Annotated in this window: 26 protein-coding genes; 10 read left to right on the top strand and 16 right to left on the bottom strand. The window is 61.0% G+C overall.

Annotated features, from left to right (window positions below):
* Positions 1-113: 113 nt before the first annotated feature.
* On the bottom strand, positions 114-590 hold the full coding sequence (locus AC3WJE_RS12275) for a hypothetical protein (RefSeq protein ID WP_493731087.1): 477 nt from the start codon (positions 588-590) through the stop codon (positions 114-116).
* A gap of 86 nt (positions 591-676) precedes the next feature.
* The gene (locus tag AC3WJE_RS12270) at positions 677-1,351 is read right to left on the bottom strand and encodes a peroxiredoxin (RefSeq protein ID WP_493731086.1); all 675 of its coding nucleotides are present in this window, start codon (positions 1,349-1,351) and stop codon (positions 677-679) included.
* On the opposite strand from AC3WJE_RS12270, the gene AC3WJE_RS12265 reads away from it, so the two are divergent.
* Both AC3WJE_RS12265 and AC3WJE_RS12260 read left to right on the top strand, forming a co-directional pair.
* The gene (locus AC3WJE_RS12265) at positions 1,350-1,739 is read left to right on the top strand and encodes a hypothetical protein (protein WP_493731085.1); all 390 of its coding nucleotides are present in this window, start codon (positions 1,350-1,352) and stop codon (positions 1,737-1,739) included. The genes AC3WJE_RS12270 and AC3WJE_RS12265 overlap by 2 nt on opposite strands.
* A gap of 8 nt (positions 1,740-1,747) precedes the next feature.
* Positions 1,748-2,227 carry a hypothetical protein gene (locus tag AC3WJE_RS12260; RefSeq protein ID WP_493731084.1) on the top strand — a complete coding sequence of 160 codons (480 nt, stop codon included), beginning with the start codon at positions 1,748-1,750 and terminating at the stop codon, positions 2,225-2,227.
* Positions 2,228-2,338: 111 nt separating this feature from the next.
* Here the strand turns inward: AC3WJE_RS12260 and AC3WJE_RS12255 are convergent, their stop codons facing one another.
* From AC3WJE_RS12255 to AC3WJE_RS12225, 7 genes are all read right to left on the bottom strand, one after another.
* A complete protein-coding gene (locus tag AC3WJE_RS12255) occupies positions 2,339-2,536 on the bottom strand; it encodes a hypothetical protein (protein WP_493731083.1) in 198 nt (65 codons plus the stop codon).
* Positions 2,537-2,723: 187 nt separating this feature from the next.
* Complete coding sequence (locus AC3WJE_RS12250) at positions 2,724-4,769, bottom strand: ArnT family glycosyltransferase (protein WP_493731082.1); 2,046 nt, start codon at positions 4,767-4,769, stop codon at positions 2,724-2,726.
* Positions 4,766-5,926 carry a glycosyltransferase gene (locus AC3WJE_RS12245; protein WP_493731081.1) on the bottom strand — a complete coding sequence of 387 codons (1,161 nt, stop codon included), beginning with the start codon at positions 5,924-5,926 and terminating at the stop codon, positions 4,766-4,768. The genes AC3WJE_RS12250 and AC3WJE_RS12245 overlap by 4 nt, the downstream gene beginning before the upstream one ends.
* A 117-nt stretch (positions 5,927-6,043) precedes the next feature.
* Positions 6,044-7,411 (bottom strand): sensor histidine kinase, encoded by a 1,368-nt coding sequence (locus AC3WJE_RS12240; RefSeq protein WP_493731080.1) that lies wholly within the window; start codon positions 7,409-7,411, stop codon positions 6,044-6,046.
* Positions 7,380-8,066, bottom strand: a complete 687-nt coding sequence (locus AC3WJE_RS12235) for a response regulator transcription factor (protein ID WP_493731079.1) — start codon at positions 8,064-8,066, stop codon at positions 7,380-7,382. The genes AC3WJE_RS12240 and AC3WJE_RS12235 overlap by 32 nt, the downstream gene beginning before the upstream one ends.
* Positions 8,067-8,147: 81 nt before the next feature.
* Positions 8,148-9,461: an ABC transporter substrate-binding protein gene (locus AC3WJE_RS12230; RefSeq protein ID WP_493731078.1), complete on the bottom strand. Its 1,314-nt coding sequence runs from the start codon at positions 9,459-9,461 to the stop codon at positions 8,148-8,150.
* A 566-nt stretch (positions 9,462-10,027) separates the two neighbouring features.
* Complete coding sequence (locus tag AC3WJE_RS12225; protein WP_493731077.1) at positions 10,028-10,999, bottom strand: amidohydrolase family protein; 972 nt, start codon at positions 10,997-10,999, stop codon at positions 10,028-10,030.
* Positions 11,000-11,189: 190 nt separating this feature from the next.
* Here AC3WJE_RS12225 and AC3WJE_RS12220 point away from each other — a divergent pair, with 190 nt between their 5' ends.
* Positions 11,190-12,014 (top strand): SDR family oxidoreductase, encoded by an 825-nt coding sequence (locus tag AC3WJE_RS12220; protein WP_493731076.1) that lies wholly within the window; start codon positions 11,190-11,192, stop codon positions 12,012-12,014.
* An 85-nt stretch (positions 12,015-12,099) separates the two neighbouring features.
* Here the strand turns inward: AC3WJE_RS12220 and AC3WJE_RS12215 are convergent, their stop codons facing one another.
* From AC3WJE_RS12215 to AC3WJE_RS12200, 4 genes are all read right to left on the bottom strand, one after another.
* On the bottom strand, positions 12,100-12,789 hold the full coding sequence (locus tag AC3WJE_RS12215) for a type 1 glutamine amidotransferase domain-containing protein (RefSeq protein WP_493731075.1): 690 nt from the start codon (positions 12,787-12,789) through the stop codon (positions 12,100-12,102).
* 11 nt (positions 12,790-12,800) lie between these two features.
* Positions 12,801-13,853, bottom strand: a complete 1,053-nt coding sequence (locus tag AC3WJE_RS12210) for an NAD(P)-dependent alcohol dehydrogenase (protein WP_493731111.1) — start codon at positions 13,851-13,853, stop codon at positions 12,801-12,803.
* 108 nt (positions 13,854-13,961) lie between these two features.
* The gene (locus AC3WJE_RS12205; RefSeq protein WP_493731074.1) at positions 13,962-14,258 is read right to left on the bottom strand and encodes a YciI family protein; all 297 of its coding nucleotides are present in this window, start codon (positions 14,256-14,258) and stop codon (positions 13,962-13,964) included.
* A 43-nt stretch (positions 14,259-14,301) separates the two neighbouring features.
* On the bottom strand, positions 14,302-14,871 hold the full coding sequence (locus AC3WJE_RS12200) for a flavodoxin family protein (protein ID WP_493731073.1): 570 nt from the start codon (positions 14,869-14,871) through the stop codon (positions 14,302-14,304).
* A 189-nt stretch (positions 14,872-15,060) separates the two neighbouring features.
* Between AC3WJE_RS12200 and AC3WJE_RS12195 the strand changes: the two genes are divergently transcribed.
* The 5 genes from AC3WJE_RS12195 to AC3WJE_RS12175 all read left to right on the top strand — a co-directional run bounded on the left by AC3WJE_RS12195 (position 15,061) and on the right by AC3WJE_RS12175 (position 18,812).
* On the top strand, positions 15,061-15,966 hold the full coding sequence (locus AC3WJE_RS12195) for a LysR family transcriptional regulator (RefSeq protein WP_493731072.1): 906 nt from the start codon (positions 15,061-15,063) through the stop codon (positions 15,964-15,966).
* A gap of 12 nt (positions 15,967-15,978) precedes the next feature.
* The gene (locus AC3WJE_RS12190) at positions 15,979-16,380 is read left to right on the top strand and encodes a putative quinol monooxygenase (protein ID WP_493731071.1); all 402 of its coding nucleotides are present in this window, start codon (positions 15,979-15,981) and stop codon (positions 16,378-16,380) included.
* A 41-nt stretch (positions 16,381-16,421) separates the two neighbouring features.
* Positions 16,422-16,802: a putative quinol monooxygenase gene (locus AC3WJE_RS12185; RefSeq protein WP_493731070.1), complete on the top strand. Its 381-nt coding sequence runs from the start codon at positions 16,422-16,424 to the stop codon at positions 16,800-16,802.
* A 369-nt stretch (positions 16,803-17,171) separates the two neighbouring features.
* Positions 17,172-18,104 carry an NAD(P)-dependent alcohol dehydrogenase gene (locus AC3WJE_RS12180; protein ID WP_493731069.1) on the top strand — a complete coding sequence of 311 codons (933 nt, stop codon included), beginning with the start codon at positions 17,172-17,174 and terminating at the stop codon, positions 18,102-18,104.
* 3 nt (positions 18,105-18,107) lie between these two features.
* Complete coding sequence (locus AC3WJE_RS12175) at positions 18,108-18,812, top strand: helix-turn-helix transcriptional regulator (RefSeq protein WP_493731068.1); 705 nt, start codon at positions 18,108-18,110, stop codon at positions 18,810-18,812.
* A 148-nt stretch (positions 18,813-18,960) separates the two neighbouring features.
* Here the strand turns inward: AC3WJE_RS12175 and AC3WJE_RS12170 are convergent, their stop codons facing one another.
* Positions 18,961-19,704, bottom strand: coding sequence for an NIPSNAP family protein (locus AC3WJE_RS12170; protein WP_493731067.1), 744 nt, complete (start codon positions 19,702-19,704; stop codon positions 18,961-18,963).
* An 85-nt stretch (positions 19,705-19,789) separates the two neighbouring features.
* On the opposite strand from AC3WJE_RS12170, the gene AC3WJE_RS12165 reads away from it, so the two are divergent.
* Together AC3WJE_RS12165 and AC3WJE_RS12160 are read left to right on the top strand one after the other, a co-directional pair.
* Positions 19,790-20,743, top strand: coding sequence for a helix-turn-helix transcriptional regulator (locus AC3WJE_RS12165; protein ID WP_493731066.1), 954 nt, complete (start codon positions 19,790-19,792; stop codon positions 20,741-20,743).
* Positions 20,744-20,954: 211 nt separating this feature from the next.
* Positions 20,955-21,650, top strand: coding sequence for a hypothetical protein (locus AC3WJE_RS12160; RefSeq protein ID WP_493731065.1), 696 nt, complete (start codon positions 20,955-20,957; stop codon positions 21,648-21,650).
* 236 nt (positions 21,651-21,886) lie between these two features.
* Here the strand turns inward: AC3WJE_RS12160 and AC3WJE_RS12155 are convergent, their stop codons facing one another.
* Together AC3WJE_RS12155 and aceE are read right to left on the bottom strand one after the other, a co-directional pair.
* Positions 21,887-23,578 carry an RNA-directed DNA polymerase gene (locus tag AC3WJE_RS12155; protein WP_493731064.1) on the bottom strand — a complete coding sequence of 564 codons (1,692 nt, stop codon included), beginning with the start codon at positions 23,576-23,578 and terminating at the stop codon, positions 21,887-21,889.
* Positions 23,579-23,714: 136 nt separating this feature from the next.
* Positions 23,715-26,402, bottom strand: a complete 2,688-nt coding sequence (aceE, locus tag AC3WJE_RS12150) for a pyruvate dehydrogenase (acetyl-transferring), homodimeric type (protein ID WP_493731063.1) — start codon at positions 26,400-26,402, stop codon at positions 23,715-23,717.
* Positions 26,403-26,543 lie beyond the last annotated feature (141 nt).

The raw sequence follows: 26,543 nt of genomic DNA, 5'->3' as shown, positions 1-26,543 counted from the left end.
AGATCCACTCACCTGCATCCAGCCGCACCCATCGACCACGGAAAGCCGATCCCTCAACCGGCAAGAAACCTACTCGCGTCATTGGCACTGCGGAACCCAAGCCGCGCAAGACATCACTTGAAAGGAATCGAGAACGAGAGATTCCACAGCGAACCATCGTCATGGTAGGTGGCACGCACCTGCAAGCCGTCCTTGATCCACTGGTCCCATTCGATCACATCATCATCTTCTTCGGTCACATCCGGCGTACCGAATTCGCTCAGCGCATCTTGTCGATTGATGATCGGGCCGCTGCTGAACGGGATCGGCCCGGTGTAGGGCTTGAAGCTCTTGCCGCCTGGGCCATACGCAAACACCGCCGCCAGGATCGCCTTGCCCGCATCCTTCGGGGTGCCCATCTTCCGCTCATAGCCTTCCCGCTCCCAGAATGCCAGCTCCAACCCCAGCGACTTGAGTTCGATGGCGTCCGAGCCTTCGGTGCGGAGTGTTTGGGCGGACAAGGATTGGATGCTCGCTCCCGCAGATATCAGGAACTGATCAAGCTTCGTGCTCAGCTCCGAATTTCCGAGGAAGGGCAATAGGTCGTTCAATATCACTCGTTGCGCTCCTGTACTTCCAGATCGCTTTCCGGAAACGGGGTCAAGCTGGCTTACCGCTGGAGCTGACCCCGCTTCGGCTACTTGCCGGCCTTGTATGCCTTCACCGCATCCATCGTCATCCGCACGTGCTTCTCGGGGCTGCGATCGGTGTAGCTGAGAAGGATCTTGCCATTCGGCGCGATGACGAACGAGGTCCGATTGGAGAGGGTCTTGCCGTCGGCCTGCATGGTCGCGTCGAACTTCGCGGCCACCTTCGCGCCTGGATCGGCCGCGACGGCGAACTTGTCCCTGCATTCGGCCTTGGAGAACTCCTCGACCCGATCCAGATTGCCAGCCGTCACGCCCACCACGGACGCCCCCAGCTTCTCGAAATCGGGAGTCGCTTCAGCGAACAGATGAGCCTCGATGGTGCAACCGGCGGTGAAGGCGGCCGGGAAGAAGTAGAGCACCACCGGCCCATGCTTGAGCGCATCCTTGAGGTCGAAGGTCGTTGGCTTCCCGGCCAAGGCCGCCTTCAGATTGAACTCCGGCGCGGTGGCGCCCTGGGGCAGCGCGGCCGATGCCGTCATGACTGGCAGAACGACACCTGCGACCAGCAAGAGGGCCCAGCGCCTGACGACATTCTTCAAAACGTTCATACGAAACTCCATGCGATAAGGGGATACGACCCGGCGATACATCAGCGAAGCTGAGTGCACATGAGTGACCTGGATGGTTGCGATCTCGGCCGAGCCGAGTCGGAAGTCGCCCATGACACTCGGATTCTTGACGGTTGGCAAGGGAACGGGCGGCAGCATGCGCCAAGGACTGTTATCCGCATCTGATGGCTGCCATTTCTGCAAACGGGTGCGACAAGACCCGCTGCATGCCGCCTTTCCGCTCCACGCATCTTCCGACGGCGGCCCCAACCAATCCAATGACATGGTGGATGCACCCAAGCTCAACGGCGGTTACGGCGACACGCAATCCTTGCGCGCCGGCATTCCCACGGCGACGGTGTCCCAAGGCCAAGTGGGCTGGCATGAGATCAACAGCGGACAACTACAGTTCTCCTATCCGCAGGGCGCAATGAACAAGAGCCAGGAACGCGTCATGCAGCAGAACTTGAACAGCGAGCAGAAGCTGTTCCACATTCCATAGGACTAGCCATGACAAGCCCCCGTGCCCCCCTCCTGCTCCTCGCCCTGGCACTTGCCGGCTGTGTCCATTCGACGCCAACCGGTGCTGGCGCCAGCGCCGACACCGTGTCGCCCAGCGAACTGAACGCTCACCCACAGGCCCACCACGAACAAGACGTAGTGGTGGAGGGCTACCTGACCCTGGTACCGGAAGCGCACAACCTGTACGAGTCCCGGGCACTGAAGGCCGAGTTCGAGCGACGCTGGGACGCCAACGATCCCGCGTTCGATCCCAAGGACTACCAGGCCTACTGCCTGACCATCGCCAACCCCGGCGGGCTGCAAGCAAAGCAGAAGGCGTTGAACGGCACCACAATCACGGTCAAAGGCAAGTTCATTGCCGACTATCTCGACGGCAAGATCGACCTGGGCGCGTGCCCGCTACCCACGGCCATCGTGATCGACCTGGACGACTTGAAGCGGCGCTATCCGGCGATCTTCGGCAACTGATGTGAGTAAAGGAGTCAGGTCGACTTCTCACAACGTGGCACGCCGACCTCCCTTTAGATATAGCAGTCTTGCTCGATGTCAGCAGAGAAGGGGAGAACCTGCTCGCATTATTCACCCTGGCTTGCCCTTGGCATTGGCCCAGCTGGACGATCCAGCGCCTATCGCGACTTGCTCAATGAAGCTCTGACCAACGAACCACTGGCTGACATCCGCACCCACCTCCAACAGCAGCGCACCCTCGGCCAGGATGCCTTCCGTGCCATGGTCGAGGCCAAGACCCACCGCTTTGCCGGCATCAGGTCCGCACATCGACCCCGCAAATCCATCGCACCTACCGCGTAAGAGAACCTGACACCGTTACTCGGCTCAAGGTATTGGACCACCCGCTGAGCACCCGCAAGTTGCATACCACGCGATCGGCGATCGGCAATTGAACATGACATGGCTGAACTCTCGCAGGGTTCAACGACCCTCAAGCAGCTCAGTTACTGATGTGTCACTGATCCATCGCTACAGGGCGGTAATCGTAGCCCACGCGATAGTAGTAATTGGCGATGAACTTGTTGTTCGCCCCCGGTCCGTCCTGGATCAACGGGATTCGATGAACGTCTGGCTCGACTTGGCCGAAATGTTTCGCCAATTCACTGGACTGCAGCTCTTCCTTCTTGCGTGCCACCATGATGAAGGTCCGTCCGGAGAACCGCGTGGACTCACCCCAATAGCCGAACATCAATCCGTTTCCGCCGAAGACCACGCCACGCGATGTCACCTGCAGGGGGGCTTGAAATCCGTCCGGGCGAAGCTTGGCTGCGTGGTAGGAAATTTTCGAGGCGGTGAAGTACTTGTCCATCCCTACAACAACCGGAGCCTGACCCGTCGCCCGGACCACTCCATCGCTCACGTCCTGGATATGCCGCGTCGCCGTATCCCAGCCAATGACGCGCGCCAGCGACTTGGGATATGGCAATCCCGGCAGACCCAGCACGACGTAGTAGAACGCGGCTGCATTGAACATGAGCAAAGCCAGCGGCAACGGCCTCAGCTTTCGCCAGATGAAGGCTGCTCCCCAAGCTTTCCCTCTCAAACTTTCCGCATGAAGAATGCTCCAACCGGCAAGCGGCAGCATCGCGAGCCAGATAGGGGCCGTCCAGTTCAGACGAGGCTCGTGTCTCAACGCATTCAGAACAAAGACCAGCATCGGCACGAAAACCATGCAGGCAATGAACAACCTGTTCCGACGCTTGGCCAGTTCCGGCTCATCAGTGGGCTGATGTTGCCGCAGCCATCGATTCATGAACAACAACGGCACCGCCAAAAGCGGAACCGGCGTGGCGACCAGCAGCATGTTCATCAACAGAATATGCAGGCCGAACGATGGCTCGCCGTATCGGTCTGTCGTCTGGAACAGGAATGACGCCCAATCATGCTGGTAATTCCAGACGATCACCGGCATGAAAATGGCAATCGCCAGCACGACACCGGCGTAGGGTTCCCAGCGCAGGAACCAGCGCCACGAACGCCGGTCCATGAGCGCAAAAACGACGACTGCAAGCCCCAGTAAGGCCATGGTGTACTTCGACAAAAGGCCGATGCCGATCGCAGCGCCAAAGCCCAACCACGCGGTGCGATGGCCCATGACCAGCGCACCGTGGGAGAAATAAAGTGCGGCGGCCCACACAGCGACCAAGGGAGCGTCCGGCGTCGCCAGCATTCCGGCGCCAAAGAAGAAGGGCAATGCTGCCACCAGGGCGGCGGCCATCAGAGCCGAAGCCTTGTCCACCAGGCGCAACGAGAACCGATAGATGAATGCAATCGTGACCAGCCCACATGCAAAAGATCCCAGTCTGATGCCCGCTTCCGTCTGTCCCAGAAGAAGCTGCCCCAATGCAATGAGCCAGGCGACAAGCGGTGGATGATCGAAGTATCCAATGTCGAGATGTGCTGCGTAGTTCCAGTAGTACGTTTCCTGTGCAAGTAATGGCAACGTAGCGATGTAAACGACGCGCAGCAGCACGGCAACCGCCAGGATCGCCAATGCGGAACGCGACATGAGCGTTATCGGCTCCGTGGTTGGATCACTCTTCGACTTGTCCATGAATCGCCGGCCTGCGACAACAAAACCCCAGCCGGCAACAACGCCACCAAGATCTGCAAGCCCTCCCGGAGCCCCCATCCCAATGGCCGTGCTGACGATACCGCCACGAATCAGCAACGCAAGAATGCTGATCGTCAACAACGATGGCCATGGCCGTTCCGAGTCGTGAGTGGCCCACACGCCTCGAATGGCGAGCAACGCACAGCCGATGAAGGCCCCTGCCAGATGAGCGGCACCATGGCTTGCTCCCATCTCAGTGACAAGCAGTGTGCTGGCGAGATCGAGACAGGCTGCAAGGCAAGCCCATCCCAACCAGTGCGATGTACGCACCAGCATCCGCGTACCGAGTGTTGCTTCGGAAGACATACCAACGGAGGAACCATTACCCGATGTCAGGGAATCGGCCTTTGCGGCCACGCGGCTCTCGCCGCAATGTGACTGCTTCATTGGACCTTTCTGCGCCAGGTGTAAGTTGACGTCAGGGCGTAGTTCCACAAAGCGCCGGTAGCGGTACCTGCAAGAGTCGCGGCAATCCAGGTCGTACTGGCATCGAACAGGTACGAGGCGATGCCGACATTCGCAAGCCCGCCGATACTGCAGGCGAGCACAAACGATCCCCAGCCACGCAGCCAGTTCCAACCGCACAGACGCATGTCGCGGTACGTCAAGCTGTTGTTCAACGCAAAATTGCTGGTCATCGCCACCAGAATCGCAATTGATTGCGACCATACGAACGGGCTGTTTCCAACTTCGAACAGCAAGAACATCACGGCCAGATGGACACCCACACCGAGCACGCCCACCAGCGCAAAGTTGAGGAAGCGAACAGGTACGATCCCTCCGAATCTCTTGTCGAGCACGAGCATGAGAAAATCCCATGCGGCCCGGCTATCCATCTTGCTTTCACCCACGCTCCTGCCGCGAAACTCGTAGGACAGCTCCAGGAATCGCAGGGGTCTCGGGCCCGAGGCGAACAGGTCGAGAAGAATCTTGAAGCCGATTCCAGACAACGACCTGGCCCGCTCCAGGAAGGCTTCCCGCCTGATCATGAAGAGCCCGCTCATCGGGTCGCTGAGCTTCGTGTTCAATGCCGTCCGGGTAATCCACGTCGCGACCCGGCTCATTCGAGCGCGCCCCACGTCCCAGTCGCCGATGCCGCCATCTGCGACGTAGCGGCTTCCAATGACCACGTCGACATCCGTGCACAGCAGGTTGTCCAACATTTCCGGAAGCAGGTTCTCGTCATGTTGGAGATCGCCATCCATCACGGCGAAATACTTCGCCGTGCTCGCAAGCATGCCCTCCACGCATGCCGATGACAGCCCTCGCCTGCCGACGCGTTGCAGGCAGCGCACACGTCGATCGAGACTCCCCAGGTGACGTACAAGCTCTGCGGTTCCATCGGGCGAATCGTCATCGACGAAAATGACTTCCCAGGAACAATCCACCAGCGTGGCCTTCAGCCTCCGGACCATTTCCTGCACGTTGTCCCGCTCGTTGAACACCGGGACGATGACGGCTAATTCAGGACCGGGAGCGGGCTTGCTGCCGCGGAAAGCGGGCCATTCGGCAACGATGGGGAATGACTGTTCCGCTCGATACATGCGAGTCCTCGTCTGTACTTGTGACATGACGGGACTATTCAACGAGCGGTCTTTCCGAAGACTTACCGGAAAGCCTTTTTTCAGCCTGTTTTCAGTCAGCAGCGGGCACGTCAAGACTCAAGGCGCAAAGCTCACCTTGAACAATAAACCCGGGGCTGCACTGTGCGCGGATAACGTCCATCCATGTGCGAGCGCGATCTCCCGGCATATGGTCAGACCCAGACCTGCGCCATAGTCGCGCCGATGGGCGCCACGCCAGAAGCGGGTGAACATTTTCGGCAGTTGCTCCGGACTCGCGCCAGGCCCCCAGTCGCGTACCGACAAGGTTGCAGGGTCTACGTCCACTCTCACTTCCGTGCCTTGCGGGGCATGCTGGATGGCGTTCTCCAGCAGGTTCTTCAACAAGGTGAACAATGCCCCCCGATCGGCCTGCCATTGCGCCTCGAAGTCACCGCCGGACAAGGTCACTTGTACATTCGCGGCTGCGGCCATGCGCTGCAGGTAGGCAATGACCTCCATGGCCACTTCCCGCACATCGACCTGTGCGAAGTTGTAGTTCTGTACCTCACTGGCTTCTGCCAGCAGCAGGAGCTGCTGTACTTGACGCGTCATATGCTCGACGTCGTCGAGCAAGGCGTCGCGGTCATTGCCATCTTCCCTCAACTCCACCTGGGCGCGGATCAGCGCCAATGGTGTCTTCAACTCATGCGCCGCTGTGGCCAGGAATTCCTGCTGGATGCGGTATCCGTGCTCCAGCCTGTCGAGTGCATGATTGAAGCTGTCCACCAGGGGAGAGATCTCGCGCGGCACCGACCCGGTCTGCAATCGGGCGTGGAGCGCGCGCGGTGAGATCGAAGCGGCGGACTTGGACAGTTCCCGCAGGGGCCTGAGCGTATATCCGAGCGTGACATAGGCACAGACCCCAAAGACGAAGAGCAGGACCAGGCTGAAGAGAACGACCCCCGCCCCCATGAACGGCAAGGTGAACTCCTGATACATGAAACTCATCAGCCTTGCGCTGGCTGCGAACTGGAGATACCAGGTTCTTCCATTGTGCTCGACAGGCTCGACGAAGCTGTACAGCCCTATGCCATCACGCTCGAAGGTGAAACTATCCTTTTGCGGCTGCCAAGCCTCGGCAGGAGACCAGAAGGCCTCTCCGGCAGCGGAAACCAGAACCGAACGACCGGATTCGTCCAGCACGCGGTAGGCCGCTTCCTGTTTCAGGCTCTGATAGATCCATCGGTCGTTGTCCTCGCTGGCGGCAAGGCCGATCGGGACGCCACGGTTGTCGAACAGAACCGCTCGGGCCAGATCCCGCGTGTATTCGCCCAGATCCTTCTTGAGCAGGAAATCGCTGCGGAAGGTCGTCAGCAAGAAGACGATCAGCGCCATGAGCAGGATGCTCAGTATCACCCCGACTACGTACGCAAGCAGTACTTTCAGGCCCAGGCTATTGAGCCATGTCGGCTTCACGAAGGACATAGCCATGACCTCTCACATTGATGATCTGCTGGCGCGAGCCAATGGCAAGCAGTTTGCGACGGATACGATGAAGGGCGACGTCCAGCGCACCGGGGGTAACGGCCTCTCCCAGCCCCCACCCCACCGCCTCCAACGCGCTTCGACGCACCACTTCTCCGTGTTTTCGCAGAAGCTGCAACATGATCTGCATCTCCGCCGAGGGCAGCGTCACGCTCTCATCCCCGCAGCACATGATGCCTGCATCGGGTCGCAGCGTTAGATCACCATGACGGGGGTCGAGCGGGCGCTGCTCCACCGGGCGGCGCAGCAACGCCCGCACGCGCGCCACCATCTCATCCATGGCAAACGGTTTGGGGAGATAGTCATCAGCGCCCGCCTCCAGCCCTTCCACGCGATCATGCAAAGCATCACGCGCCGTCAGTACCAGGCAGGGCACGCCAATCCCGGCGCTGCGCAGATGCCGTAGCAGGGCGAGCCCGTCACCGTCCGGCAATCCGCGATCGATGATCAACGCCTGGTACGGCACGCTCTGGACCGCGGCCCAAGCGGCATCGATGCGATCGATCACATCGACGGCGATTCCGGCTGCCAGCAATCCCTTGCAGACCAGCTGTGCAAGCCGTTCATGGTCTTCGACTAAAAGAACGCGGCTCATCGCAGCTCATGAGAACGGCTGAAAGACACACAAGTCCGGCTGGCGCCATGTACTGGAAGCCGCAATGGATTCGCCACGACGTCAGTTCCTTCGCGAGGAGCGTGGAAGCTGCCTTTCCAGACCGATTGCCTCTTCGTGATAGTGCAGATCGTAGTACTTCCCGGCTTCGGCCAGGTATTTTCTCGGCTCGGCATACTCACTGCGCAGTGCCAGCACCGTCTCGATTCCCTCGATGTCGAGTCGTGCGCGAGGATCAAGTCCGTTATCCGAATTCAACAGGACCTCATATGCCTGTGCGGCCATCGGCTCGGTCATGCCCGGCATGTTCTTGCTCAGGATCGCCACGGCCTGCGCCTCGTTGGCAGGATTGCGGAGCCATGTGATGGCATCCATGTAGGCGCGGATGTAGCCGGCCAACGCGGCCTCATTGTTTCTTGCCCAATCTCGCCGCGCGGCGCCGACTGACGCCTGATAATGGCCGAGTACATCTTCCGCGTTGGCCAGGATGTTGAATCCCCTTTGTTGAGCGGCCGCATGCATGGGCGAGATAAGCAGCGTGCCGGCCTGCTGTTTTTCCATCAGCGCCTGGTAGCGCTGCCGCAACCCGCCGACGCTGACAAACTCGACATCGGAGGACGTCAGACCACCTTCCTCCAGCACTTTGCGTAGCACGAATGCGTAGCCGGTTGTCAGCGCATCGACCGAGACCTGCTTGCCTTTGAGATCGGTGAAGCTCTTGACCTCTGGCAAGGTCACCAACCGCAGAAAGCCCTGATTGCTGGCGCCCATGAAAGCGAAGATATCCGGGGTCGCCTGGGTCGGTGCTTCGCCCTGCCCTTCCATGTAGGCAACAACATTGTCGATGCCGGTCATCGCGATATCGAACTTTCCATCAATCAACCCGGCCAGCTGAAACTTCGAATCAGCCGTTGGAGTCAGTGAAACCGCTACGGCGTTGCGATCGAAATAGCCCTGCTCCTGCGCCACCCAGATGGGCCAATCATGAGGCGATGGAAACGAGATGACCGATATGGGTGTCATTGTCCTGGGGTCTATGGATGAAGTGTTCTCGACCGCACCGGAAGCCTGGGTGCAGCCTTTCGCCTGTTGCTCGCGCAACAGAAGGGCTTCTCTTTTTTCGGCCTCATTTTCCACGTGTGATGCATTGAAGTAGCGAACCCCGATGGCGATGGGAATGATGACTTTCCAGGATCTACGTTTCGCCTGTGCGGCCTGCTTGCGTGTAGCTTGCGCCTGGTCCAGCTGACCCGCAATTTCCGGACAATCCAGCGAGGCGAAGCGGGATTCCGGCATTTCGCTCCTTGGGATGCTCGCGCAACCTGTGATCGTGAGAACAAGCGAGAGCGACAACAAAAGTTTGGACACTCTTGACATGAAATTTCCTTTTTGGGAATTGAATCGCAGCCCCCCCCGCAACCGCAATGAAGTACGCAATTCGGCCCGCTCCCGCCACAGGCGTGCCGCGCAGCAACCTGCTTCATGCATGACACGTGTGCGGCGTGCCCCTTCGTCATAGCGTGGGGCTGGGACGAAGACCCCACGTGGTGGCGGTACCGATAGCTGCCCCGTGCGGGATGCAACGATGTCGATCGGGTAAGTGGACGTATGCGATGCCCGTTTGTTACGGGACGTCACTGTAGGAACGCGCGTCTTTCCAGATACTTACCGAAGATGGATATCGGCGATGCAGAGCTGCCATGCACGATCGCCCGAGCTCACGCCGTGTCTGCGTCAAGCGCTCCCAATTTCCGGCTCGCTGCCCCATCTTGCGGCGAGCATGAGGTTGCGGCTCGAATGCCTGTTCACCGTAGGAGCGGCTTCAGCCGCGATGAGGCTCCCGGGAAAGCTTCATCGCGGCTGAAGCCGCTCCTACGGGCGTGTCATCACCCCCCGGGGATGCGCATGAGTGGCGCGACCTGTTCGGGAATGGATGACACGCCCTAGCCGCCGGTCAGTCGCTCCCAGTTGGCGTACGCGAATTTGCGCTTGTCATCATCATCCCGCTGCAGCGTTTCGACAAAGCGCCGGGCATCACCACCGGGTCGGTACTGATAGGGGTAGTCGGTCGAGAAGAGAATGCGATCCGGCCCGACCACTTCAACCGCGCGTTGCAGGTAGTCCGCGCTGAACATGCCGCTGGCGGTCAGATACAGGTTGTCCCGCACATAAGCGATGAACGGCTTGCGCAGCGTGGCCACCCTGTCCAGCATGACCAGGCGTTCCAGGTAGAAGATCACCACCTCGCCCCAGTGGCCGAGGATGACCTGCAGATTGGGATGGCGATCGAAGACACCGCCCAGCACCATCCGCACGAATTCCATGCCGGCCTCGTAATGCCAGCCGAGGCTGAAGGTCGACAGCGCCAGATCGACCGCGGGCGTGAAACCACTGTAGTAAGACTCGCGCACCGCCATCTGCGGGATCTGCGGATGGATCAGCAAGGGCACATTGAGATCGGCCGCGCAGGCAAAGGTCGCCGCGAACAGCGCGTCGTCGAGATGCCTGTCGCCGACACGGCCGTACAGGATGCCGCCCTTGGCGCCGAGTTCCACCACCGAACGCCGCAATTCGCTCGCGGCTGCGTCGGCATTGGCGAACGGCAACGCGGCCAGGAACTGGAAGCGCGCCGGATTGCCGCGCACCGTAGCGGCCATCAGATCGTTGGCGCGCCGGGCCAGATCGATGCCAGGTTCGGCGAGGTTGTTCAGGCCCGGGGTCGTCAGCGACAACACCTGCATGTCGACGCCGGTCTCGTCCATGAGGGCCAGGCGCTTTTCGGCAAGATCGGCAAGGCGCTCGTCGATGACGGGAGGATTGAGCACCAGGGTTCCATCGTCCGCGCCGGGGATGGTTTCCCAGGCATGTTTGATGTCGGCCGGAAGCACATGCTCTTCGATCGCCACTAGTTTCATGGTTGAACTCCGTTATCGCAGCCGCCATCACGATGTGTTTCGTGCAGGGCTCTGCTTCTTGTCTTGTGATCCGCCGAAAAGCCTGTTAGAAACCGCAGGTCGAAAGAGTGCTGGCCGGATGGTAGCCCGGTCGCCGTTCCACCGGACGGCAGCTCCTCCCCCTTGGGGTATCCGCGACACCCAGCCCGGCTTGCCGGTTGCGAAGGTGTGTCCGCTGACTACCCCATGTCATCGTCGACGCGCCTTCCTCAATCAAACGGAAGAACGTACGACCATGAAACTCACAGGTAACACCATCCTCATCACCGGCGGCGCGAGCGGCATTGGCCTCGCGCTGGCCAGACGCCTTCACGACGAGGGCAATCAGGTCATCATCTGCGGTCGCAGCGAGGCGGCCCTGCAGCAGGCGAAGGCCGGGCTGCCGGTACTGGTGACACGCGTCTGCGACATCGCCGACACGGCCAGCCGGCGCGCGATGGTGCAATGGCTGCAGGCCGAGTACCCAGCACTCAACGTGCTCATCAACAATGCCGGCATACAGGTTCGACGCGATTTCACCGCAGATCCGGTCATCGACAGCCTCGACCAGGAGATCGCCATCAACTTCACCGCGCCGATCCACCTGATCAACGAACTGCTGCCGACGCTCCGCCAGCAGGACCAGGCGTGCATCATCAACGTCAGTTCGGGCCTGGCCTTCTCGCCGCTGGCGGACGTGCCGGTCTACTGCGCCACCAAGGCGGCGCTGCATTCCTTCACGCTCAGCCTGCGGCATCAACTGAAGGCAAGCGGCGTGCGGGTCATCGAACTGGCCCCGCCGATCGTCGATACCGGCCTTGGTGGCGGAACCCGCAGCGAGGGCACAGCGAACCGCATGATGGTCACGCCGGAGGACTTCGCTGACCAGGCCTTCGCACAATGGGCCGAAGGCCGGGACGAGATTCTGGTCGGCATCTCCGCGCAGACGCGCCAGTTGGGCGAAGCCATGTTCGAGCGCATGAACAATCGCGCCTGAGCCACCCCAGTGCCGGCGGCCCTGCAAGAACGGGGCCGCCTTTTTCATGCACCGGGGGTTGGCCGCAATCACTCATGCCCCTTCGTCAGGCCTTGACCTTCAGCTGCGCGACGACGGCCTCGCCCACACCGCGTGCCGATGCCGGGTTCTGGCCGGTCACCAGGCGGCCGTCGGTCACCACATTCTCCGACCAGTTGGGCGCCGGCCGATGCAGCGCGCCACGCTCCTTCAGCGTGCTCGCCAACAGATATGGCACGACATGGGTGTACTTGACCTCTTCTTCTTCCTCGTCGGTGAAGGCCGCGAGCTTCTTGCCGGCAACGAGATAGCGACCGTCCGACAGCGTCGCGTTCACCAGTGCGGCCGGACCATGGCAGACCGCCGAGACGATGCCGCCGGCCTCCCATATCTCGCGGATGACCTTCTGTACGGCTTCGCTGTCGGCGAAGTCCCACATGGTGCCGTGGCCACCGGCGAAGAACACCGCCGAGTAGCGCGACGGATCCAGCTCGCCGAGCACCCGCGAATGCGCCAGTGCATCGCGGAAATGCTTGTCCTTCCAGTAATGAGCGTTGACCGGATCGGATAGGTCGAAGAAATCGATCGGCGGATGGCCGCCGCGGATCGAGGCGATCTCGACCGGGATGCCGGCCTTCTCGAAAACCTCCAGCGGGTGCGTCAGCTCGACCAGGGCGAAACCGGTTGGCTCACCGCTGTCACCACGGATGGGATGGCTGGTGACCACGCACAGGATGGGCTTGATGCTGTCTGCCATGAATCTGCTCCTCAGGGTTTGAGCGAGGCCATGTCGATGACGAAGCGATACTTCACATCGCTCTTCAACATGCGCTCGTAGGCTTGGTTGATGTGCTCGATGGGGATGATCTCCACGTCCGAGACGATGCCGTGCCGTCCACAGAAATCGAGCATCTGCTGGGTTTCGGGCACGCCACCGATGAACGAACCGCTGATGGCTCTGCGTCCCCGCACCACGCCGCCGGCATTCACCGGTGTGCCGAGCGGGCCCAGATAGCCGACCAGCACGAGCACGCCTTCGAGCGCGAGCGTCGGCATGTAGGGATTGACGTCGTGGTCGTAGGGCACCGTGTCGATGATCACGTCGAAGCGGCCGGCGACGGCCTCCATCTGTGCGGCATCGCCCGACAGCACGACATGGTCGGCGCCGAGGCGGAAAGCGTCTTGCTCCTTGCCGGACGAACGGGTGAACAGGGTCACGTCGGCGCCGAGCGCCTTGGCCAGCTTCAGCGCCATGTGGCCAAGCCCGCCCAGGCCGATCACCGCGACCTTGCTGCCCTTGCCGACATTCCAGCGGTGCAGCGGCGACCAGGTGGTGATGCCCGCGCAGAGCAGCGGCGCGGCACCAGCCGGATCGAGCCCATCGGGCAACGACAGCACGAACGTGTCGCGCACCACGATGGATTCGGAATAGCCACCATAAGTGACGCTTCCGTCGTGCCGGTCGATGCTGTTGTAGGTGAAGGTCGAACCTTCGACACAGTCCTGCTCCCAACCCTTCAGGCACGGCCGGCAGTGCCGGCAGGAATCGACCATGCAGCCGACGCCGACCATGTCGCCGGCCTTGAAGCGCGAGACGCCCGCGCCGACCTCGCGCACCCGGCCGATGATTTCGTGCCCGGGCACGATCGGATAGGTGGTAAAGCCGCCGTGGTTCTGCGCCAGGTGCAGATCGGTGTGGCAGACGCCGCAATAAAGGATGTCGATGACAACGTCATCAAGGCGCGGGGCGCGCCGCTCGAAAGAAAAACGTTCGAGCGGACCGGAAGCCGATTGAGCGGCAAAGCCCAGTACGTTCATGATGGGAATATTCCTTGGCTCTGATACGGGCCGCACTGGCGTTCCGGGCAAAGCCGCGCCGCTTGCGCAACGCGGCCGGGATGCTGAGGCATCCGCCGTCGCAGGCAGGCCTCAGGCGTTACCGGGAGCGAACAGTGCTTCCCAGTGGAAGGGGCCGAGCGGGATCACCTCCCAGTCGATGAGGCCGGCCTTGGCAAGCGGAAACTCGGCCAGCGCGGCCTTGGCGGCTTCGACCGATTCGGCTTCGGCGATGATCGCCACACCGGGACGGTCCTGGCGGAAGTAGATATCCCGGACGATGCCGCCCTTGTACATCTGCCAGGTGTGGCGCACTTCGTCCGCCATGTGCGGCGCATATTTTTCCATCGTGGCGCCTGGTTGCGGCACGTCGAGACAGAGCAGTTTCATGGTGATATTCCTTCAGTATTTGGGAGACGAGGAAGAAAAACGGTCAAGCGTGCTGAAGACGCCGGGCCGTGTCGGCCACGCGGCGGCCGAAGTACTGGGCCGTCTGGAGGTCGCTGCTCGGTGGCACGATCTCGGGCGCCTCGTCCGTGTTCGCTTGCGTCATGACTCCGAGCCAGCTGCCGAGGCGATTGAGGTCCTGCGCGCTGCCGGTACTGCTGCTGTTGCCGGGCATCATGTCCAGGCCAACCCAGATCATTCCGTGCTGGGCGGCAAACAGCGCCATCGAGACCAGCGCGTTGAGCTTGTCGCCATGCTGCGCGCCGGAATTGGTGAATCCCGCCGCGATCTTGTTGCGCCACTTCTGCGCCGTCCACGCGGCCTTGGTGGAATCCTCGAAGAACTGCTTGAGCCTGGCGCTGATCATCCCGTTGTAGGTCGGCGATCCGAAGACGATCGCGTCGCTGTCTTCGAGCACCTGCCAGTCCACCGCACCTTCGATCACGGGCATGAGCACGACGTCGGCAACGCCCGACTCGCGGACACCTTCGGCCACGGCCTCGGCAACGCGCGCCGTGTGGCCATAGCCACTGTCATAAACGATTGAAACAAGCACTTTTCACCTTCGCCTTTTCGGCTGCATACAGTCATTGGACTCACCGAGCGCCCAGTAGCTGCCGGTTGCCTGCAGCCGGCTTCACTTGGCCTGCGAACGACTATAAAGTAGAATTAAAATCAACATAAGCGAATATTTTTATTCTCTATGTATCTTTAAATTCTACAATCTGGATCAAGAGGTGAACCCGTGCGCGACAGGTTTGATGGCGTCCAGTTGTTCGTCGAGGTCGTTGAAGCCGGTGGCTTCGCCAAGGCTGGCGAACGGCTGTCGCTGACACGCTCGGCCGTCGGGAAGGCGATCGCGCGCCTGGAAGAAAGACTGGGCGTGCAGTTGTTTCAGCGAACGACCCGAATGCAGAGTCTCACCGAAGACGGACAGCAGTATTACGAGCGCTGCCTTCGCGCCATCGAGGAACTGCGCGCGGGCGAGACCATGCTGGAGAACGGCAGACGCGAAGTGGTCGGCAAATTGCGCGTGACGATGCCGGTGCTGTTCGGTCGCTATTGCGTCGCCCCCATCCTGCGGGCGTATGCGCAACAGCATCCCAAACTCGAACTGGAATTGAACTTCAGCGACCGTCAGGTCGATCTGATCGCCGAAGGATTCGATCTGGCCGTGCGCAACGGCGCGCCGGACGACCGCGCCACCCTGCGTGCCCGCCGCCTGGTCAGCCAGCCCAAGGTGCTGTGCGCGGCGCCTGCCTATCTGTCGGCGAGGGGCGAGCCGCGCACGCTGGAGGAACTCATGGAGCACGACCTGCTGCCGTATTGGCCTAACCAGCATGCCTTGGTGTGGCGGCTCCCCGATGCCACCGATGCACTGGTGGATGTCCAGCCCACCTCCCGCCTGCGTTTCGACGATCTCGAATTCATTGCCGATTCCGCCGCAGCGGGGATGGGGCTTGCCTGGTTGCCGTACTGGCTGATCCGGGAACGATTGCGACGCGGCGAACTCGTCGAAATCTGGGGACACCGGCCCACCGCCGTCATCGAGGGCTACGCCGTCTGGCCTGCCGCCCAGTACCTGCCGCTGCGCTCCCGTCTGGCGATCGACGTGCTCGTCGCCGAACTGCCGAAATGCCTGGAAACCTGAAGAAGGAACCCCATGAGAACCTGGATGATTGCCACCACCATGATGTGCAGCACCGTAGCCGGCACACTTCACGCGCAGCCGCCGGACACCACCGTCGTGCGCATCGCCGAACTGGTGATCGACCCCGCGCAACTCGATGCCTACACAGCGGCCGTCAAGGAAGAGATGGAAGCATCCATCCGTATCGAACCCGGCGTGCTGGCCATCTATTCGGTCGCGGAAAAGGACAAGCCCAACAGCCTGCGCTTCTTCGAGATCTACGCCAGCGAGCAGGCCTACCGGGCGCATATCGAATCCCCGCACTTCAAGAAGTACGTGGCAGTGACCCAACCGATGATCCTGTCGCGCAAGCTGATCGAGACCGTGCCAGTCCAGCTCAGCGCCAAGGGGCAACCACTCCCTTCATCACCATGAAGCGCTCAAGGACACTGGGCAAAGCGATCGGTGGGCTGGCCATGACGATGCTGATGACCTTCACCGTGGGCAAGACCGCGATGGCTGCCGAAGTCGCTCCCCCCATCATGCGCATCTTCGAGTTCGTGCTCGCGCCCGAAGATGTGCAGCCCATCCTCGAAGCCGGCCGCAAGAACATCGAGGCCTCGGTGCGCGACGAACCCGGCGTGCTCTCGATGCATTGCGCGATCGACAAGGACGACCCGACCAGGCTGTACGTCGTGGAGGTCTATCGCGACCAGGCCGCTTATCAGGCACATGTGGAATCCGCTCATTTCAAGGCCTTTGTCGCGGCCATCCAGGGCAAAGTGATTTCGCAGCGGGTGACGGAAACCCAGCCGGCGGTTCTGGGTGCCAAAGCCTTCCACTGGCCCGGCAACTGAATCAACGAACTGCGCGCGAAGGCGCGATCCAGCGACGGCGGGAAATGCAGCCGGCTTTTGTGGGAAGAACTTCAGTCCCGACAGGCCGTCACAGCCAAGCATCGGGACTGAAGTCCCTCCCACGGCAGACCCCATGCGGGACTGAGCCAAAAGAATGGTGACAGAAACTGGCACCACCGCTCCGTAGGATGCCCAGGCAGACACCAGAGAGCCTTGGACCGCTCTCACCTCCCCCCTCGCCTGTCCTTGATAAAGGAATCGCACGATGCCCTGCTTTGAATCGCTAGCCCCCCACTTACCCCGTCGCCCGCCGGGCGAATATCGCAATGTCCGGTTCGCGCAGCGCTTGACACCCAGTCGGTGAAACCCATGAAACGCATTCAGTACAACCGCTATGGTGGCCCCGAGTTGATGCGGGTCGATGATTTCCAATTGCCTGCGCCCGGCAAGGGTGAAGTGGCCGTGCAGATCAAGTTCGCGGCGATCAATCCCATCGACTGGAAGCTGCGCAACGGGGTGATGAAGATCGTCACCGGCAAGGCATTTCCCCGTGCGATGGGCATGGACTTCTCGGGCCTGGTCACCGCCGTCGGCGCCGGCGTCACGCGCTTCAAGGCCGGCGATGCCGTCTTCGGCCTCGCCCGCTTCAAGGAAAGCGGCGCGCTCGGCCAGGCCGTGATCACCAAAGAGATATTCCTGGCCAAGAAGCCCACCGGTATCTCCTTCGAGGATGCCGCCTGCCTGGGCACGCCCGGCGTCACCGCCTGGAACGGGCTGATCGACAAAGCCAAACTGCAAGCCGGCCAGCACGTCTTCATCAACGGTTGCGCCGGCGCGGTCGGCGAAGCGGCCGTGCAGATCGCGCGACTTTTCGGCGCCATCGTCTCCGGTAGCTGCAGCACCCGGGACATGGAGCGCGCCAGATCACTCGGCGTGCAGACGGTCTACGACTATCGCGCGACGGATCTGTCGACGATCGCCACGCGCTTCGACGTGGTCTACGACACCGCCGCCACCATGACCGTGCCAGCCGGCCTGGCCATGCTGCGCCCGGGCGGCGTGTTCCTGGACCTGAATCCCGGCCCGGGCAAGTTCATCCGGGCGCTCTTCGACCGGCGGCTCAAGCCTATCATCGGGTCGCCGCGCGCCGAGATCCTGGAAAAGCTGGCAGGCGCCGCGCAAGAGGGCAGGTTCAAGATACCGATTGGAGAAACCGTTGCGCTGAGCGGCGCCGTCCAGCTGATCACCGAGCTTGAGAAAGGCCGCAAGCTCGGCGGCAAGGGCGTCGTGGCGATGGAGTGAAGCATGGCCAGAAGCCACCGACTGTTCGACCTGATGCAAACGCTTCGCCGACACCGCAGGACGGTGTCCGGCGGCGCGCTTGCGCGTGAGCTGGGCGTGTCCTTGCGCACCATCCGCCGTGACGTCGCCACCCTGCAGGACATGGGGGCCGACATCGATGGAGAACCGGGGGTTGGCTACATCCTGCGGCCAGGATCACTGCTGCCGCCGCTGTCTTTCACCGAAGAAGAAATCCAGGCGTTGGTGATCGGCGCGCAATGGGTCAGCCGCCAGACCGACGATACGCTCGCGCTGGCCGTGACCAACGCGCTGGCCAAGATCAATGCCGTTCTTCCCTCCGACATGCGCCACGCGCTCGACGACGACGCGATCTACGTCGGCTACCCGCTGAAAGGCCCGATGCCCCTGGACCTGAGCGAAATCCGCCGGGCGCTGCGCGAGCAGCGCAAGCTGCGCATCACGCTGGCGATCGAACACGCTCCGATGGACGAACAACAGGTCTGGCCGATCATGCTCGGCCTGATCGACGGCAAGCGCTTCATCGCAGCCTGGTGCGAGCTGGACAACCAGTTCCGCGTGATCGGCATGGACGACATCGCCAACGCCGAAGTTCTGGCCGAACGCTATCCAGGCAATCGCCGGCAGCTCGTCAAGGAATGGCGCGCGCATGAAGTGCGGCCATGCAACAGCCGGGGCGAGGCTTGCTGACTGACCTGCGTACGGGGTTTTTAGCCAGTCAGGCAGTGAGTGCGCCATGGCCGCCCCTCGCACGCCCAGCCCGCGACCCCGTGAGGGCTATACCTCACAGCCGGATCGGCCTTCTCCGGATCGATCTTGTATTGCTTGATCGCCCGGGTCATGCCTGCGGCCCCGAGCTTGGCAATCGCGAGCGCGTGGTCGGCGCGAGCCGCAACACGTCGGGGCGACGCGGCGCGGGGCGCAGCAACTCGCCCTCGAACTTTTGCCATTGCGGCGACGCTGCGAGGAACGCGCGGGCGCGTTGATAGGTTGGGTCGTCGCGAAATTGCGCGAACCACGCAAGTACCCATTCGCCCTCGCGTACCGGCAATCGTGGGAAACCGTTCGGTGCCGGCTCGGTGACCAGCACGGCAAGCAGTTGCGCGCCCGCGGCTTCGAGGATGGGCCGGACTGCATCGAACCTGTCCAGTTGCGCCTGGGTTGCGGCCTGGTCGAGATGATAGATGCGCGCTTCGATCAGTCCTGGTGGCAACTCCGCCGCATTGCGCGATGGAGGACATGCGGGCACGTGGAAGCCTTCACCCGCCCGTGCCGGCTTGAGCAGCAGCACGTTGTCGGAATCGACCATCGTTGCGTTGGCCGCATTGCGATGCGTCTGCCAGACCGGGCCATCGTAGAAACGCTGCAGCGCTTCGGTGCGTTCCGGCATGCCGGCGAAATCGCGCAGCCAGACGAAGCGGTCGGGATCGTCCAGGTCTCGGAACGTACCCAGCACGCGCATGCCCGCTTCTTCCTGGGTTTCGATGAACTCGCGCTCGAACAGGTCGATCAGCACGTCGCGCTTGAACGGGTGCAGGGTGTACTGGCGCAGTTCCAGCACGGTGGCTACGGGGTCCGGCATGGGTATTCGCTCCTTGGGGAATCAGCGGTGATGCTGGCGCATAATCAGGTCGTTTCCCGTCCTGATTGGATGTGATCCTGGCGCCATGGAACGTCCTGCCACCCGCTTGCTCGCCGTGCTCGAACTGCTGCAGGCGCATGGCCGCTTGCCCGGCAGTGCGCTGGCGGAACGCGTCGGTATCGACGTCCGCACCCTGCGTCGCTACATCGCGGCGTTGGAGGACATCGGTATCCCGGTCGTGGCCGAACGTGGGCGTTACGGCGGCTATGCGCTGGCTGCGGGATTCAAGCTGCCGCCGATGATGTTCACCGATGACGAGGTGCTGGCGATTTCGCTGGGCCTGCTCGCCGCGCGGCAAATGGGGCTGGCCGAGGCCGCGCCGGCTACCGCCAGCGCGCAAGCCAAGCTGGAACGGACGATGCCGGCCGCGCTGCGCCGCCGTGTGCGTGCGATAGACGAAACCGTGATGCTGGAGCAGGCCCATTCCGCCATCGCGGCCGAGGACAACGACGCGCTGCGCACGCTCAGCGCTGCCGCGCAGTCGCGTCAGCGTGTGCGCTTGCGCTATCGCTCGGCGCTGGGGGAAGACAGCGAGCGTGAATTCGATGCCTACGGCCTGGCCTGGCGTGGCGGCCGCTGGTACGTGGTCGGTCACTGCCACCTGCGTGGCGACGTACGCTCATTCCGCCTCGATCGGGTGCTCGACGTGCAGCCGCTGCCGGCGAGTTTCGCCCGCCCGGAAGGCTTCGATGCCCTCGCCCATCTCGGCCACTCGCTGGCGACGCTGCCCAGGCAGCATACGGTCGAGGTCCGTTTCGCCGCCGACCTCGCCAGCGTGCGTAGAGCCCTGTTCGAGGCCATCGGCGTGTTCAAGCCGGACGGTGATGGAACGTTGCTCCTGGCGCAGGCCGACGATCTGGATTGGTTCGCGCGCGAACTGTCGCGGTTGCCGTTCGATTTCGAGATCCGCCGGCCGACGTCGCTGCGCGATGCGCTGCGGGTGCAAGCGCTGCGGCTTACGCGGTTGGCAGACGGGTGAGCATGAAAAGAGCGGAATCTGATTGGCTTATAGCCGGAAGTGAATCTGACTTCGTTACTTTTTTGGCTTTTTTCACTAGCAAGTCAATCTAATCCAGCCTCTAAGCACACTCGGGAATGCCCTTACATTGGTGGCAGATGCAGAGGGCTAAGGGCTGTGCTACATAGCTGCTTGAGGGCGGCATGGAGCCGCCCCCTAGCAGGAGACAACCATGAATCGGTGGATTGCTGCTTCGGCTGTCGCGGTAACGATGAACTGTGTGGGTTGCTCCACGGTATACGACAAGGAGATCAGGAACATCGAAGGAAAATCAATTGGATCAGTGGTTGTTTGGAATCCCGATCAAAATGCTGCAGTTGTTCTGGAAGGGAAGAAGTTCTGTACTCAAGGAGCAATGAGTTCCTTCTCATCAGAGATCGGCTTGCTTGGCTTAGCAAGTGGAAAAATAAAGCCTTGGTCAAATGCTAGTGCCAAGGATATTGAAGCAAGCTTGGCCGCCGCCTCGAGCTACAGGGAAAATATTACCCCACTAATCAAGTCCACCGAGAAGACGACTTTCCTTTCAAGCGGACTTTATTATCTATGCCAATTATCCATGAATGGATCCATAGATAAGGACCAGACGGCCACTCTTTTTTTACAGGTTGTTCAATCGGCTGCTACTCTAATGATTTCGGACGGAGCCATTGAATCGGCAGCACTGCAGCTTGGCAGTGCTGGCCAATCATCAGCTCCTGGCTCAAGCGCTGTCCACATCAGCAAAGAAGCGCAGGAAGCAATATCCACGACCAGCAAACAAGTCGCCGATGCTGCCACGAAGGCAATTGAAGCTGTCAGCATCTCCGCGATGGGAAAGCTCGACGAAGCAGCGCAGCAGCGCGAGCAGGAACCCAATAACAATAAGTGAGCTTCGACTTAGTGAGAGGCATCTCTCCCCCTCGGGAAAAACGGGGTCAGGTTGACACACCGCCAAAAGTGAACCTGACTCCGTTATTCCGCCGTTATTATTTTTCTTCTGTGATCATGGTGCACTTGCCGATATTCGCGAGTTTAGAGTCCGCTGCTATGCCCGGCAAGCGGGATCAGGCTGGCTTATTGCCGTAATCGAGCCTAAGCCCGATTTTTCGATCCGTTGTTCACAACTTAATACGTCGAATGGAATTTCTCCTCTTCTTCCTCTTCTTCCTCTTCTTCCTCTTCTTCCTCTTCTTCCTCTTCTTCGTCTTCTTCGTCTTCTTCGTCTTCACTCATGTACCCATAAGAGTCTGGGTCCATTGCAATGTCTAGCAAATCATCAAGATCATCGAAGTCGACATCATCCCAATCCTCGTCCGCTTCACCATCCGCTACCGGACTATCGGTCGCAGCCGCAGTGGAAATCCCCCCCTTTTTTGTTATGCGACTCTTCTGAACCGCAGTGAAGTCCATGAATCTGATGTCCAGCGCCGCAAGAGGCTCGAGGATAGAACCAGTGATGTCGTTAGACGACCATCCATACCAGCCTCTAATCGCACCTTCGTAAGCGAGAAGCCAATTCGCGGAACGGAAATCATCAGCAGTAAGATGGGCCGGAAGCACACTCTGCCTCACTGCCTTACATAACCCGTTCTCCTCTGCGAATTTTGCGAGCAGCAAAACGTAAGAGCAGCGGCTAGCACCAACGGCTTTTACTACCGAATCTCGCAATCGAACCTTCAGACAGATTCCAAGCCATAGCAGCCAAATAGATTCCTTGTCATGTCCCAGTTCAACAAAGCGCGGAAATGCTGATCCCAGATAAGTGGCTATCGGACGCTTATCCACCTTGTAGCCAACCCTGTGATACCCGATTATTGCTTCGACGAACACCGGAATCACATCTGAGCTGTACGCTACAAGCCTCAGCAGGCAGGCCACAAGAAGGTCAATGTTTCGTTGATGTATGGTCTGGCGCGCGAGAACGGTTGCAGCGTATCTAGCAGCAGAAGGAATCCCCTTACTTTCGACAATCGATATTGCAAGATCGGTGAACCTAAGCATTTCCCTACGCTGCTCGGACGTGGTCTCTCCTCCGAATTCCCGAAGCTGGTAGACCCATCCCTCCTTGGAAGACCCCTTTATCGGTTCGACATAGGTCTTTTCGTCATTCAATGCAATCTGGTACTCGGCTGCCGCTCGTACTAGGTTAGTGTGAGCCTCCTCAGCCTCGGAGCGAGTCTCGAAGAAAAGCGCGTAATCGTCGATCAGACGTGAACCAACTACCGGCCGGCCGTGCAGATTCAAAAATTCCTTGTCAATGGCCGCCCCCATAACTTCGGCAACAACATAAGATGTATCCGGTCCTATGGGGATCCCTTGGGTTTGACCATCCTGCATTGCCTGGATAGCGCTGTCGAAGGATGATCCCCACAGGCACTCTTTGGCCGCCTTCTTCTTTTTTAAATTCAACTTGCTTTTTGCTTTCCCATGCACTGCCCATTCGATTGCATGGGTATATATGGTCGGAAAATATCTTGAAAAGTCCGCATGCAGCACGTACGAGTATCCGGCTGCTCGCGTAATCAGTGACTCTCTAAATCCGTCAAAATTACTGGATGATACAGCGCGGCTTCTCGTATTGAATTTTGGCCTGCTGAATGAAAAATGCGAACGATCATAAAGTGGAGAGATGTCTTTCCAGTGCTTGGAAATCAACTCGGCCAATGCAAAAAATGGCTTGGGATTCGCCAATGAGGCAACCCTTCGCCCCACTCTCGAATGGGGAAAGCTGAAGGAATCGCAGCTGGTCCACGCGAGCTTTTTCCCAGCCTCGCCGAAGTCTTGCTTTCTTAGAACACCAATCTTGGCTGCAAACATCTCACTGCTAAATATCGGGGGCAACTCTTTGGGGAAAAACCCCTTACTTAGCAACGACTTTGAGACTCGACTTCCCATGTCCCGCCCTACATAAAAGTAGAAAGGCGGCCATCATGGCCGCCTTTCTTTGTGAGAATCAAACCCCAACCGGATTAGCCTTCTCCGGATCGATCTTGTACTGCTTGATCGCTCTGGCCACGTCCTTGCCGGTCATCTTGCCTTCCTTCGCCAGGGCCGCGATCGCGGCGTGGGCGATGTAGTAGCGGTCCACTTCGAAGAAGCGGCGCAGATTGGCGCGGGTGTCGGAACGGCCGAAGCCGTCGGTGCCCAGGACGCTGTAGGTCGTCGGCACGAAGCTGCGGATCTGGTCGGCGAACAGGCGCACGTAATCCGTGGCGGCGATCGCCGGGCCCTGGCGGCCTTCCAGCAGTTGGGTGACGTGGGCCTTGCGCGGTTCGGCTTCCGGATGCAGGCGGTTCCAGCGCTCGACGTCGAAACCGTCGCGACGCAGCTCGTTGAAGCTGGGGCAGGACCAGATGTCGGCGGTGACGCCGAAGTCCTTGTCCAGCAGTTCGGCGGCGGCGATGGCTTCGCGCAGGATGGTGCCGCTGCCCAGCAGTTGCACGCGCAGCTCGCCCTTCTTGGGCTTGCCGGCGTCCTTGAGCAGGTACATGCCCTTGATGATGGCCTCTTCCGAGCCGGCCGGCATTTCCGGGTGGGTGTAGTTCTCGTTCATCAGGGTGATGTAGTAGTACTCATCCACCTGGTCCTGCATCATCGCCTTCATGCCGTGCTGCAGGATCACCGTCACTTCGTAGCCGAAGGTCGGGTCGTAGCTGCGCACGTTGGGAATCGAGCCGGCGATGACCTGGCTGAAGCCGTCTTCGTGCTGCAGGCCTTCACCATTCAACGTGGTGCGGCCGGCGGTGCCGCCGAGCAGGAAGCCACGGGTACGCATGTCGGCGGCCTGCCAGGCGATGTCGCCAACGCGCTGGAAGCCGAACATCGAGTAGTAGATGTAGAACGGCAGCATCGGCACGTCGCTGACCGAGTAGCTGGTGCCGGCGGCCATCCACGAGGCGATCGCGCCCGGCTCGCTGATGCCCTGCTGCAGCACCTGGCCGGATTCTTCCTCGCGGTAGTACATCAGCTGGTCGGCATCGACCGGCTTGTACTTCTGGCCGAACGGGGCGTAGATGCCGATCTGGCGGAACATGCCTTCCATGCCGAAGGTGCGCGCTTCGTCAGCGACGATCGGCACGATGCGCGGGCCCAGTTCCTTGTCACGCAGGGCGATGTTGAGCGACTGCACGAACGCCATGGTGGTGGAGTAGGTGCGCTCGCCGCTGTCCTTGAGCAGGCGCTCGTACTTGTCCAGGCCGGGCACGGTGAAGGACTTGGTCGCCTTCGGGCGGCGCGACGGCAGGTAGCCGCCGAGCGCGGCGCGACGCTCCTGCAGGTACTGCACTTCCGGCGAATCCGGGCCGGGGTGGTAGAACGGCACCTGGCCGTCTTCCAGCTGCTTGTCGGTGACCGGGATGTTGAAGCGGTCGCGGAAGTGGCGTACCGACTCGTCGTCGAGCTTCTTGGTCTGGTGGGTCGGGTTGAGCGACTCGCCGGCCGAGCCCATGCCGTAGCCCTTGACCGTCTTGGCCAGGATCACGGTCGGCATGCCCTTGGTGTTCACGGCCTGGTGATAGGCGGCGTAGACCTTGTGCGGATCGTGGCCGCCACGGTTGAGGCGCCAGATGTCGTCGTCGGACAGGCTGGCGACCATCTCGCGGGTCTCGGCGTACTTGCCGAAGAAATGCTCACGGGTGTACGCGCCGCCGAAGGCCTTGCAGTTCTGGTACTCGCCATCGACGGTTTCCATCATCAATTTCTTGAGGATGCCGGTGGTGTCCTTGGCCAGAAGCGGATCCCAGTACGAGCCCCACAGCAGCTTGATGACGTTCCAGCCGCCGCCACGGAACACGCCTTCCAGTTCCTGGATGATCTTGCCGTTGCCGCGCACCGGGCCGTCCAGGCGCTGCAGGTTGCAGTTGACCACGAAGATCAGGTTGTCCAGGCCTTCGCGGCCGGCCAGCGCGATCGCGCCGAGGGTTTCCGGCTCGTCGGACTCGCCGTCGCCGATGAAGCACCACACCTTGCGGTCGGACTTCTCGATCAGGCCGCGATGCTCCAGGTACTTCATGAACTGTGCCTGGTAGATCGCGGTCAGCGGGCCCAGGCCCATCGACACGGTCGGGGTCTGCCAGAACTCGGGCATCAGCCACGGGTGCGGATAGGACGACAGGCCGTTGCCATCGACTTCCATGCGGAAGGCGTCGAGCTGCTGCTCGTTGATGCGGCCTTCCAGGAAGGCGCGGGCGTAGACGCCCGGCGAGCTGTGGCCCTGGATGTACAGCAGGTCGCCCGGGTGGTTTTCGCTCGGGGCGCGCCAGAAGTGGTTGAAGCCGACGTCGTACAGCGTGGCCGACGAAGCAAACGAGGCAATGTGGCCGCCGAGGTCGCCGGGCTTGCGGTTGGCGCGCACGACGGTGGCCATCGCGTTCCAGCGGATGATCGAACGGATCTTCCACTCCAGCGCCGAGTCACCGGGGCTCTTGGCCTCGTTGGCGGGGGCGATGGTGTTGACGTATTCGGTGGTCGGCGAGAACGGCAGATAGGCGCCTGCGCGACGCGTCTGTTCGACCATGCCTTCCAGCAGTTGATGAGCGCGCTCCGGGCCCTCGACATCGATGACCGCCTTGAGCGATTCGAGCCACTCCTGGGTCTCAAGCGGGTTCGGATCGTTCTGCAGCACTTCGTTCAACCAATTCATTAGCAGCGCTCCCAAGGCGCACATGGGTGTGCGCCGGCAATGATTTCTTGAACTCCGAAGTGTAACGCACGCCCCCTGCGCGACTAGGGGTTACGGTGGCGTATGGAGCAGAAAATGCAGGGATTTTGCCGCCTTCATTCG

The sequence above is a fragment of the Pseudomonas sp. GW821-FHT07E12 genome (genome assembly GCF_058986605.1).
The sequence above is the reverse complement of the archived record's forward strand: the minus strand, read 5'-3'. Positions and strand labels throughout refer to the sequence as shown.